Below are 10,620 nucleotides of genomic sequence, written 5' to 3'. Positions count from 1 at the left end.
CTCACCTTTTTGAGGGGGCTCCCTCGCCGGTTGGCGTCAAACAAACGCGTTTGTTTGAGTGCCAAGAGGGTCTTAGTATGGAGAGATTGTCAATTCCTTAATGCTCCCTACGGTCCGCTTACCATTGACAATCGCGGAATATAGTACTCTTATTCCTTATAAAACCCTTTTGTTCACTTACCCAACCCAATTGCTAATCCTACTGCACCACCTATTCCAAGGCCTAAAGCGAGATTATTAAAAAGCAAACCAAAAATAGCCCCAAGCGCCAACCCTAGACATATTCCAATTCCTGTTGTTATCCCTCTTTTTTCATCACTAGACAAAAATATCCCCTCTTCCTTAGGAATTGCCAATCATAAGCTTTATGTTTATCCTGTATTTTTCAGTTTCACTAATACGCCTACACCTTGTTTATGTAATTAGACAACCGATCGAAATTAGAGAATACGCATAACAAAGACCGCCCATTATCTATAAGTGTATAAGGCGGTCTTATCTATATGTATGCTACATGTTTAATCGTAAATTCCCGACATTATTCCCCATGAAATTACATTACTTCCAAAACTCCCACCACTTCTTTTTTTCTTCTGAGGCAGCGATTGATTTTTTTGTTTCTTGCATCGATCGCACGATTTCCATCAAAGCTAGATCCCTTTGTTCTCTTTTACTTTCGCCCTCTTTATAACTTTGTTTGATTTCTTTTATCTCTTCAACCAATAGCTTGTTATTCTCCATAAGTTGCTCATTAATTGCTCTTTGTTCTTTAAACATAGCTTTCACAAAATCTAAAGAAGAAGAGTCCAATTCTTGTTCAATTGATTCATGATTGATTGATTCAACATCAATAACAGCCTTGTAACCACTGGTTTTAAGCTTATTATCTATTTCAATATCAATCATGTTATCAACTACATACCATTTTCTGATTTTTTTCAGGAGTTCTATTGAATCAGGGTGTAATAAGATCTTTTTACCTTGCTTCTTAGTATTTAGAAAAGCTTGATGTTTTTGAATATATCTTCTTACAGTTGGAGCAGGTGTATCAATAACTTTTGAAATCTCATTAATATTCATCCAATCCATCATACAAACTCACTCCTTAATTAATCAGTCGAATTAATTAATTGATTACTAATCACTCATTAAGAAACTATGTACATTTTCGTCGAATGTTTGAGAAATTCCTATCTAATCAATTGATAAATGATTAATTAATTTGATGTTTGACTTCGTTTTGGGGTGGAGTGCTGGCTAGGGGTTTGGGGACTAGTCCCCTTTTACGTTATTTAAAATTTAAGGTAAGAGATATTTTAGGACGATTGCTCTGGCGGTTCGGCAGGTATAATTGCTAGTACAAGCCGATCATCATTAACTTCGTTTTGGGTATGGTCGGCTTGGCGAGATAACCAAACCTGCCGAAATTTGAAATGCAAGGAGAAAAGAGTGGAGATTTTTTAAGTGACTTTCTTAAAAAATACTACTCGAACCTTGTATGGAAAATAGCCCTTATTAATTATAGATAAGAGTAAAAAAAGTAGTAAATTGGTTAAAAACGTTGATATATCAGTAGTTTAAGAGGTTTTCTGTCGGTTTAATTTTTTGCACCTTTTGGTTTAATTTTTTGCACCTTTTGGTTTAATTAAATTAAACTGTTGATTTTTCAGTAAACCGTTTAGTATAATAAAAGTACACTAAATATAGAAATTTGAGGTGACTGATTTATGGATGAAAAGGGAAAAAAGAAAAAAATAATGACTACTAGAAAGAAAATAAAGTTTTCAGGAACTCAGAAATATATAAACCAAGATACTGGTGAAATCGTTGAAATGAATGTTACTGAAATCGAAGAAAGAGACGCTAACTTTCATAAGGTTTGGTTAGGTCATGTAATTCAATCTCTTGATTTAATTGGGAACAAGAAAATTCATATACTAACTTTTATTATGGACAATCTCAACAAAGAAAATCAGTTTTTATATACATACTCAATGATTGAAAAAGAGACTGGCATTTCCAGAAGAACTATTGCAGATACAATGACAGCTCTACAAGAAAGTGATTTCTTAAAGAAAGTAAAAAACGGTCATTATGAAGTAAATCCTGATCAAATCTTTAAAGGCGGTAAAAAATCAAGAATGGATATCTTACTTAGATATAAAAACCTTTCGGCGTTAACTGAAGACGAAGAAGATTAAGGGGGTGATTCAAACGTATAACAGCAAGATTAAACATAGCAAAACAAAAAGGGCATTTCTCCTGGCAGAGAAACACCCCATTGCTTAATGAATTTTCGAATGCAATTTTATTATAGCATGGGTTGCCCTCAAAAAATAGGAGGGTCTTATCATGGATCAAAGCGAAAAACTGTTAATGAGTATCGAAAATATTCTAAGTGTAGCCTCTGACTTAGTTGATGAAGTTGCTCGACTGAAGAGTGTAGAAGAAGAATGCAAAATCCTGAAAGAGAAAGTATTCATGAGCCAGCTTACTCAAGCAGAACGAGAAGTCTTTGCTCTTGCTATTGATGGTCATTCTATTTCGGAAATACAAGACATTCTCCATAAAGAAGAAAGCACGATTAAGAATCAAAGAAAAAGTATCTTAAAGAAATTGAATACCTCATCTATAACAGAAGCTGTTCAACAATTTCAAAATCTACATCAAGAACCTTCAGAAAAACTAATAAGTATTTCTTAACTATATAGTAGCCTTAAAGGCAATAGGAGCAGGCTTAAGCCTGCTTTTTCTTTTACAACAAAACCGCTCAACCTTCATTACACTAATGGTTTCGTTTAGTCTAATAATCCTTTCTTAAGGTATAAAATTACATAAATTCTATTTTATAAAATTTTTATAAATATATTGTATTTTTGGATAGTTATGTTAGTATGACTAATGTCGCTTAAATTTAGAAACTGAAAAATAAAAAACAGGGGGAATTTTCTTTATGTATTACATTAAGAAGGTAAGTGCTATACTTGTAACTTTAGCATTGTTATTAGGAATTTTCAGTTTACCAACTTCTTCATATGCAAGCACAAATGAAGAATCAAACCAAAGTCTAGAACCAATTGATCCAAGCCAGGTTACATATGAAAGTAATAAAAATTTATCTGATGAACAAGTTTCAGATAGATTCGAAGAAATTAATTCAAAATATGATATCGAGGAACCTTTCTCTGCAGAAGATGCTGAATTCATTAGAGCATATGCTTCAAGTCCTACTGATTCTACGGATAATGATAGTAATTCTGAACCTATGTTTCAGACTCAATCAATTAAATTAAACTCTGGTAGCCAAGCTTTTAGTAAAAGTACTAAGAGTTATGGTGTTGGTGTAAGTTTCACTGGAAGAGTTTATGGAGATATTAATGCTTTAAATCATTCATATAGAGGTAAGATGACTGCTAAAATTACTTCTGGAAGCTCAAAAGTAAAAAAGATACAAACTACCGTGACAAATGTTGCTTATGGATTATTAGGTAATGGTGGAACTTACGTAGGTATAGTGTACAACGGTTCAAAATCTAGTAGTACCACAAAAAACAAAACCTCTTGGAGTATGGATGAGACTGTTAAATATGGTGGTGTAGCTGTTGTATATACTTATACTAACGCTTATACTAGAATCACCACTACAACTGGTAGTTTTAATTTATACGCATTTTAATTTTTAAGGATGATAATATATGATTACTTTTAGCCCGTCAGGCTTGATAACATTTCTAATAATTGTTGGCTTAATAGGCTTTTTAGTCTTTAAAATTGTTAAGAAGCTGAAAAGAAAATAAAAAAGGACCTACTGTTTTGTATAGTAGGTTCTTTTTTATACTCTATACATCTTTAGTTAACATAATCACTCTTTCCGGAACACAACCCAAAAAAGAACCCTTGGTAGACAAGGGTTCTAAGACAGCCACCTTTTCAGGAGTATGCAGCTTTTTATACATCCTTGATATGACGGGGTTCTCCTTACAGGTGGTCGGAGAAATGATGCATAAAAAGCACACCTTTTATACATATGCTAAACACTCCACATAATTGATCTTCCATGTGAATATGATATATTAATAATCAGACTATTTTTTACAAATTTCAACGTATGAACCCTATTTATGAGCTACCTCGCTTCCACTGGCGAGGTAGCTTTTTATTTTGTTAATAAGGTTACCTTAAATCTGTTTTCTTTCTAGCTCTCTAATTTGTTGCCTTAATTTTTTATTTTCTAACTGCGCTTGCATTGCAAATGTTAAAGCAACTAATGAAATAACCACCGGAAAAAATGTGTAGTCCATATAAGAAAACCTCCTATTTTCATTAACAGGTGAAGAATTTATTCACTATACGTAAAAAGGTACTCTCTTTGAAAGAGAGTACCTTCATATCTTCAAATTGAATATGCTGATGAACGGGCATTATATCATAAATGATTTATTCTCGCTCAAATTCTTGCTCATAACTCTTATTTACCTGCACACGGCTCTTTTTTATTTTTTTATGTATATTTTATTCTCAATTAACGAATCATTGCTTATATGGCTTATATGAGCTTTATACTCACTATCTAATTCCCTCTTAACCTCTTATTTTAACTTTTCCTTCTCGTTGGTTGTGTTTCTGGATCTCCGTTATTTCGTCTTCGGGGAACTTTTGCATTCTGATAATCCCGTATTTCGCCATCCCTCAATCCCCTATTTCGACCACTGTTCGTAGGTGGAGCATACCACAACTTTGGATTGGTGTAACGCACTACACCAATTTTTCATCTTCGATCAAATTGGGAGCGCGCTCTACGAGGTGGGCGGTCGGATTCCTCCCTGTGTTTGGCTCCGCCAAAATGAAAAAAGACATCCTCAACGGATGCCCTTTTTCATAAAGACCGTGGACGCTGTCCACCACCTGTAAGGGGAACTCTTCCCCTTAACCCCATCCTAAAAACTCCCCCAACCCCTCAATCTTTGAGGGGGATCCTCGCCGGTTGGCGTCAAACAAACGAGTTTGTTTGAGTGCCAAGAGGGTTTGGTTTGGTGAATTTATCAACTCCTTAAATTCTCGACCTGTCGGTCTTGCGATTTACCGTTGACAGATATTTTTTATAGATAGTAAACAAAATTTACATTTCACATAATAAACATTTTATTGAAAAAATTGTTTATTTTTCCATTTAAAACTATTAAACTATTATTTGTTAAATAAAATATTAACTTGGAGGTATGTATGAAGAAACTATTAATTGGGACCTTATCATTAGCGCTTTCTTTTTCTATGATTGGTCCTAGCTACCAAGCTCTAGCAAATTCAAATGAAAATGAGGAAGTCGTATTAGAAGATGAAAATGAATTTTTAAATGACATTGGGTACGAGGACTTGTCTATCGATGAATCTTATGGGGAAGATATGCCGGATTATATATCTTCAGAAGAACCAGAGTTTCAAACAATGTTTGTTGGGGCTATTATTAGGTACGTTATAGTCAATGGCATAAAATATTCTAGACATCTTTATAAATCAATTAAATATGCTCCGAAATATCCTGCAGGATTTAAAGCCGTACAAAATGGCACTAAGAATGTTACAGTAAATAATAAACAGTTATTATCTGAACTAAGACAAATTGAAGCTGGCACTTGGAAAAAAGTATATAAAGATGGATATCAAAATGGAAAAAGTATCCATACACTACTTTCAAAGTAAATCTGGTTTAGTATATGATGTTAAAGTTAAAAGTGGATGGAGTGTAAAATAACATTTTATGAATAAATTATTATTGAATTATTCCACTCAAGAAAAGTTAGAAAAGATTTTGCTGTAAATACAATAGGTGTTATAACTTCATTACAAGAAGGGTTAATTACTATTGAAGAGGCAGAAAAAATGATATTTAGCCCTCGTACTATGAATTTAGTGAAAACAAAAGGAGCATCTGAAGAATTATTAAATATACTACACCTAGGAACTGAACTTGAAGATGTGGAAAGTCTTATACCACATGAACTTAAATCTAGTTTAGAAGAGATAAAAATACAATGTTTAAACCTTCTAAAAAATAGAGCTGAAAATAAAATTAATGATCACATATATGAATAATAAATTAATGACATAACTATAACAAAGACCGCCCATTATCTATAAGTGTATAAGGCGGTCTTATCTATATTCATGCTATATATCTATTCTTAAATTCTCGACACTATTCTCGTTGTAAAGCTCCAACAGTAATATTTACTACTGGAATATTACCTGTATTTTAGATTATAATAGTGCTATCAAAATCAACAATGCTCGAAAATTTTATATTGATTTTTGAACCAGCTGTCGAGTTGTGCCATCAACTCGGCTTTTTTCTTTTCTAACGCTTTTTTGAACACAGGTGTAATATCTTCCTCTTTGATTTCCTTTAACATTTTACGGTATTTTTCTTTTTTTCTTTTTGAGAGGTTGGACCATTCTTGTGGATGATCCAGGAGATAATAAAGAGTTGCTCTATCCTCTATCTTTTCCAACTCGTTCAAAGAAGGGTTCTTTATTTGTAAAGTATCAAAAACTTCATCAAACTCATCCACCGTCTCTCTTTTCAACTCAAACTCTAGACGCCACCACGTATGTAAGTTAGAAGTATTCCCTTTCTTCTCTTGTTCCAACTGTTTATTATAAAGTCTAAGCATCTTATCACTTTGACGTTTACCTATATATAAGGTTTCAAGCTTCCTTGCAGCGTCTCTAAATTCAACTGTGGACTTTTGTCTTGAATTCCCTATAGGTATGAATTGATATTCACTCAAATCGAAATCAACATCGAAGGCTAGATCCAAACGAGTAATACCCACATCAGAAAGTAAGGGTATAACATTAGTTTGTAACCATTCGACTTGCATGGTATTTAAATTATTAGGGTTAAATTCCATTCTAAAATTCCGAGTATTAAATGATTTAGCTTTTAATTTGTCATACTCAAAGTAAACTAAGTCGTTTAAGAATTTACCTCTTACATAATCATGAAACTTGTTATCCATAACTGAAGTATCGTTACTCTTAATAAGTTCCTTTAAATAAAAAACCTTCTTGCTATTTAAATCACCTAATACAGTCATCCTATCAAAATGAATATCTAGTATATTGCTAACATCCAAAAATCTTCACCCCTTTAAAAAACAAATAAAACAGCACATGTTCTGACCTTTTTTGACCTTCGCTATAACCCTTGCAGCTCTAAGGACCAAAAGCTTTTTTTTATGTAGTAGTAAACCAAAAATGTACCCTTAAACCGGCTATTAGAAGAGGCCGGCTTAAACTAAGCTTGTTTTTGACCCCAAAAACATCTCTTCACCTCTTCAAAATTACTTATTAGAAGCAGTTTTCTTTTCGAGTAATTTTCCTTTATAAAGTTCATTAACAGCATGACGAATAATATCCGACTTAGTAGGAGGAATAAAAGAATCCTTAGAATATAAAGCAACTAAATCATCAATCATCTTAGATTCATTTTCCGCAAAGCGCACATTCATATTGATATTTTTATTCATTACTTTCACCTCCCTCATACTCTATTTTTAATATACATTGTTTTGCCATGTTTTACAAGTTTCATATTTTTACCAAAACCCACATCACAAACGTCCGTCCTAAGTGTCCTGGACGTCCAGGACACTTAGGACGGACAGGACGGACAGGACAAAGGACAGTTAGGACGTCCAGGACAGTTAGGACAGACAGGACTTTTACCTCCTCGTAACGAATAATTGATTTAGTCAAAGGAGGGATAGATTTGTTAAAAGTAGTCCCTACAGAAAGAACATACGATGGCTCTACATTTGCTGAAAAATTAGGAATCACTCCATCAACTCTTAGAAACCACAAAAGCCAATTCACTAAAGTTGGCATTACTTTTAAAAATAATAAAGGAAAAACAATCTACACAGAAAATAATCTCCATATGTTCAATGCTATGTTAGATTTACACAAACAAGGTGGCATGACTATAGCAGAGTGTGTCCACGCTGTCCTAAGTGCCCAGGACAGTCAGGAGAGGATACAGGACAGTCAGGACAGCTCCCGAGAATCTGTTATTAACCTCAAACAATATGAAGACATAATTAAACGACTAGAAATTCAAGAACAAGAGCTACAAAAATGTAAAGCTCAAATAGAAAGACGAGATCGCCAAGTCACAGAACTCATGAGACAAATGCAAGAACTAAGAAAACAGACAGGCCACAAGAAAGCATGGTGGATGTTTTGGAAAAACTAAAAATATCCTTAATTGCTAAAGAAACAGACTTAAACCTGCTTCTGATACGAGACAACATAGTTCTATGAATGATTTATATCTTAATCAAGCAAACTACCCAAGACACCGCGAGGCATCAGCTAACATCTATATTTTACGACTAGAAAAAAACTACCTTCTCCCTAACTCTAAGGTAGTTTTTTTCTGTATTTTCAAGCTGTATAAGGTATGCAATGTTAGTTAACATAATCACTCTTTCCGGAACACACCACAAAAAAGAACCCTTGTCGCAGAACGGTTCCGCCGAGGGTTCTTTTTCCGGAGTATGCAGCTTTTTATACATCCTTGATATAACAACATTTTACTGAAGGGTCGATATTGAAAGAATGAATAAAAAGTGCACCTTTTATTCATATGTTCATATAGAAAAAATATAGTCTTTATAACAAAACACACTTTAAATAAATCCAAAAATTATAAAAACGATAGCAAGACCTAATAATCCTAAAAATATAGAAGCCATATTAAGAAGCCATCTATCATCAGATCTAGTAATCCATATAACAGCAGGTATCATTAGTAAATATTTTGAAACAGTTTCATTTACATGAAGAACCTCAGGTAATACGTAGATTGATAAAAAAAAAACCAAGAGCTAATATTAAAGAATTTCTGATCAAAATTTTAAACATAAAATTTCACCTATTTTTTTACTTAATTGTATCATATTTCTTTCTTCTAACGTTCTATTTCATGCTCTTGCTCTTTATTTCCTTTCCCAATACCACCTATATATTGAAAAAATGAAATTTGTTTCATCCTCTCGACATTCCTATCAATCCAATTCAACGCTTTTTCCTTCCAGGCTTTCAATGTCTCATTCTCTTCTCTTAATTCATAAACTTGCTCATTCGCCTTATCTAGCTCTTCTTTTGGCACATAATCCTTTATATAACTAAGATTCATCTTCGTTAAGCTCTCATTCACTCCATTTACTTGTACAAGCTCTTTTTTCATTTTTTCATGTTTCTGCTTTTCAATCATTAAATCATCGCTGAGAGAGCTTATATGGGCTTTATATTACGTATCTAGTTCTCTCTTAACCTCATCTTTGATTTTTTCCTTTTATTTAGATGAAAAATCCCGTACAAGTTTCTGACTCATTTGTTTCTTCGCTTTCTCGTTGGTTGTGTTTCTGGACCCCCAATATTGCGTCTTTGTGGAACTTTTGTATACGGATAATCCCATATTTGGCCATCCCTCTATCCCCCATTTCGACCACTGTACTTGGGTCTAGCACACCACAATTTTAGATTTGGTGTAACGCACTACACCAATTTTTTATCTTCGATAAAATTGGGAGCGCGCTCTACGAGGTGGCGGTCGGAATTCCTCCCTGTGTTTGGCTCCGCCAAAATGAAAAGAGACATCCTAAACGGATGCCCTTTTTCATAAAGACCGTGGACGCTGTCCACCACCTGCCAAAGGGAAGCCCCTTTGGAATGGCTTCTACAAACACCCCCAGCCCCCTCAATCTTTGAGGGGGATCCCTCGCCGGTTGGCGTCAAACAAACGAGTTTGTTTGAGTGCCAAGAGGGTTTGGGTTTGGTGAATCTATCAACTCCTTAAATTCTCGACCTGTCGGTCTTGCGATTTACCGTTGACAGATATTTTTTATAGATAGTAAACAAAATTTACATTTCACATAATAAACATTTTATTGAAAAAATTGTTTATTTTTCCATTTAAAACTATTAAACTATTATTTGTTAAATAAAATATTAACTTGGAGGTATGTATGAAGAAACTATTAATTGGGACCTTATCATTAGCGCTTTCTTTTTCTATGATTGGTCCTAGCTACCAAGCTCTAGCAAATTCAAATGAAAATGAGGAAGTCGTATTAGAAGATGAAAATGAATTTTTAAATGACATTGGGTACGAGGACTTGTCTATCGATGAATCTTATGGGGAAGATATGCCGGATTATATATCTTCAGAAGAACCAGAGTTTCAAACAATGTTTGTTGGGGCTATTATTAGGTACGTTATAGTCAATGGCATAAAATATTCTAGACATCTTTATAAATCAATTAAATATGCTCCGAAATATCCTGCAGGATTTAAAGCCGTACAAAATGGCACTAAGAATGTTACAGTAAATAATAAACAGTTATTATCTGAACTAAGACAAATTGAAGCTGGCACTTGGAAAAAAGTATATAAAGATGGATATCAAAATGGAAAAAAAGTATCCATACACTACTTTCAAAGTAAATCTGGTTTAGTATATGATGTTAAAGTTAAAAGTGGATGGAGTGTAAAATAACATTTTATGAATAAATTATTATTGAATTATTCCACTCAAGAAAAGTTAGAAAAGATTT

Annotated in this window: 13 protein-coding genes; 7 read left to right on the top strand and 6 right to left on the bottom strand. The window is 33.5% G+C overall.

What is annotated here, in order from left to right; all coding sequences use genetic code 11:
* Positions 1 to 173: 173 nt before the first annotated feature.
* On the bottom strand, positions 174 to 326 hold the full coding sequence (locus MKY06_RS30600) for a hypothetical protein (protein WP_218006350.1): 153 nt from the start codon (positions 324 to 326) through the stop codon (positions 174 to 176).
* 232 nt (positions 327 to 558) lie between these two features.
* Complete coding sequence (locus tag MKY06_RS30595) at positions 559 to 1,092, bottom strand: DUF3967 domain-containing protein (protein ID WP_223269072.1); 534 nt, start codon at positions 1,090 to 1,092, stop codon at positions 559 to 561.
* A 635-nt stretch (positions 1,093 to 1,727) separates the two neighbouring features.
* Here MKY06_RS30595 and MKY06_RS30590 point away from each other — a divergent pair.
* From MKY06_RS30590 to MKY06_RS30580, 3 genes are all read left to right on the top strand, one after another.
* Complete coding sequence (locus tag MKY06_RS30590) at positions 1,728 to 2,201, top strand: replication/maintenance protein RepL (protein WP_098278739.1); 474 nt, start codon at positions 1,728 to 1,730, stop codon at positions 2,199 to 2,201.
* Between the two features lie 151 nt (positions 2,202 to 2,352).
* Positions 2,353 to 2,703, top strand: a complete 351-nt coding sequence (locus MKY06_RS30585) for a helix-turn-helix domain-containing protein (protein WP_098278740.1) — start codon at positions 2,353 to 2,355, stop codon at positions 2,701 to 2,703.
* 250 nt (positions 2,704 to 2,953) lie between these two features.
* Positions 2,954 to 3,676 carry a hypothetical protein gene (locus MKY06_RS30580; protein ID WP_098278741.1) on the top strand — a complete coding sequence of 241 codons (723 nt, stop codon included), beginning with the start codon at positions 2,954 to 2,956 and terminating at the stop codon, positions 3,674 to 3,676.
* Positions 3,677 to 4,178: 502 nt separating this feature from the next.
* Here MKY06_RS30580 and MKY06_RS30575 read toward each other — a convergent pair.
* A complete protein-coding gene (locus MKY06_RS30575; protein ID WP_255255833.1) occupies positions 4,179 to 4,301 on the bottom strand; it encodes a hypothetical protein in 123 nt (40 codons plus the stop codon).
* Between the two features lie 922 nt (positions 4,302 to 5,223).
* Here MKY06_RS30575 and MKY06_RS30570 point away from each other — a divergent pair.
* Positions 5,224 to 5,700 carry a hypothetical protein gene (locus tag MKY06_RS30570; RefSeq protein ID WP_340962385.1) on the top strand — a complete coding sequence of 159 codons (477 nt, stop codon included), beginning with the start codon at positions 5,224 to 5,226 and terminating at the stop codon, positions 5,698 to 5,700.
* Positions 5,701 to 5,766: 66 nt separating this feature from the next.
* Positions 5,767 to 6,093: a DUF3969 family protein gene (locus tag MKY06_RS30565; protein ID WP_340962388.1), complete on the top strand. Its 327-nt coding sequence runs from the start codon at positions 5,767 to 5,769 to the stop codon at positions 6,091 to 6,093.
* A gap of 185 nt (positions 6,094 to 6,278) precedes the next feature.
* On the opposite strand, the gene MKY06_RS30560 is transcribed toward MKY06_RS30565, so the two are convergent.
* Positions 6,279 to 7,136: a replication initiation factor domain-containing protein gene (locus MKY06_RS30560; protein ID WP_098580162.1), complete on the bottom strand. Its 858-nt coding sequence runs from the start codon at positions 7,134 to 7,136 to the stop codon at positions 6,279 to 6,281.
* Positions 7,137 to 7,343: 207 nt separating this feature from the next.
* Positions 7,344 to 7,529, bottom strand: a complete 186-nt coding sequence (locus MKY06_RS30555; RefSeq protein ID WP_098580161.1) for a hypothetical protein — start codon at positions 7,527 to 7,529, stop codon at positions 7,344 to 7,346.
* A 242-nt stretch (positions 7,530 to 7,771) separates the two neighbouring features.
* Here MKY06_RS30555 and MKY06_RS30550 point away from each other — a divergent pair, with 242 nt between their 5' ends.
* Positions 7,772 to 8,254, top strand: a complete 483-nt coding sequence (locus MKY06_RS30550; RefSeq protein ID WP_176536193.1) for a MerR family transcriptional regulator — start codon at positions 7,772 to 7,774, stop codon at positions 8,252 to 8,254.
* Between the two features lie 717 nt (positions 8,255 to 8,971).
* Here the strand turns inward: MKY06_RS30550 and MKY06_RS30545 are convergent.
* Entirely contained in the window at positions 8,972 to 9,277 is a 306-nt protein-coding gene (locus MKY06_RS30545; RefSeq protein WP_098580158.1) for a hypothetical protein, read from the bottom strand.
* A gap of 754 nt (positions 9,278 to 10,031) precedes the next feature.
* Here MKY06_RS30545 and MKY06_RS30540 point away from each other — a divergent pair.
* Entirely contained in the window at positions 10,032 to 10,562 is a 531-nt protein-coding gene (locus tag MKY06_RS30540) for a hypothetical protein (protein ID WP_098580164.1), read from the top strand.
* Positions 10,563 to 10,620 lie beyond the last annotated feature (58 nt).

The organism is Priestia sp. FSL P4-0332, assembly GCF_038005845.1.
Taxonomy (GTDB): domain Bacteria; phylum Bacillota; class Bacilli; order Bacillales; family Bacillaceae_H; genus Priestia.
This window is presented reverse-complemented; position numbering and strand designations above follow the sequence as displayed.

Coding starts and splice junctions, on each gene's coding strand:
- MKY06_RS30595 (WP_223269072.1), bottom strand. CDS start 1,092: ATGATGGATTGGATGAATATTAATGAGATTTCAAAAGTTATTGATACA.
- MKY06_RS30590 (WP_098278739.1), top strand. CDS start 1,728: ATGGATGAAAAGGGAAAAAAGAAAAAAATAATGACTACTAGAAAGAAA.
- MKY06_RS30585 (WP_098278740.1), top strand. CDS start 2,353: ATGGATCAAAGCGAAAAACTGTTAATGAGTATCGAAAATATTCTAAGT.
- MKY06_RS30580 (WP_098278741.1), top strand. CDS start 2,954: ATGTATTACATTAAGAAGGTAAGTGCTATACTTGTAACTTTAGCATTG.
- MKY06_RS30575 (WP_255255833.1), bottom strand. CDS start 4,301: ATGGACTACACATTTTTTCCGGTGGTTATTTCATTAGTTGCTTTAACA.
- MKY06_RS30570 (WP_340962385.1), top strand. CDS start 5,224: ATGAAGAAACTATTAATTGGGACCTTATCATTAGCGCTTTCTTTTTCT.
- MKY06_RS30555 (WP_098580161.1), bottom strand. CDS start 7,529: ATGAATAAAAATATCAATATGAATGTGCGCTTTGCGGAAAATGAATCT.
- MKY06_RS30545 (WP_098580158.1), bottom strand. CDS start 9,277: ATGATTGAAAAGCAGAAACATGAAAAAATGAAAAAAGAGCTTGTACAA.
- MKY06_RS30540 (WP_098580164.1), top strand. CDS start 10,032: ATGAAGAAACTATTAATTGGGACCTTATCATTAGCGCTTTCTTTTTCT.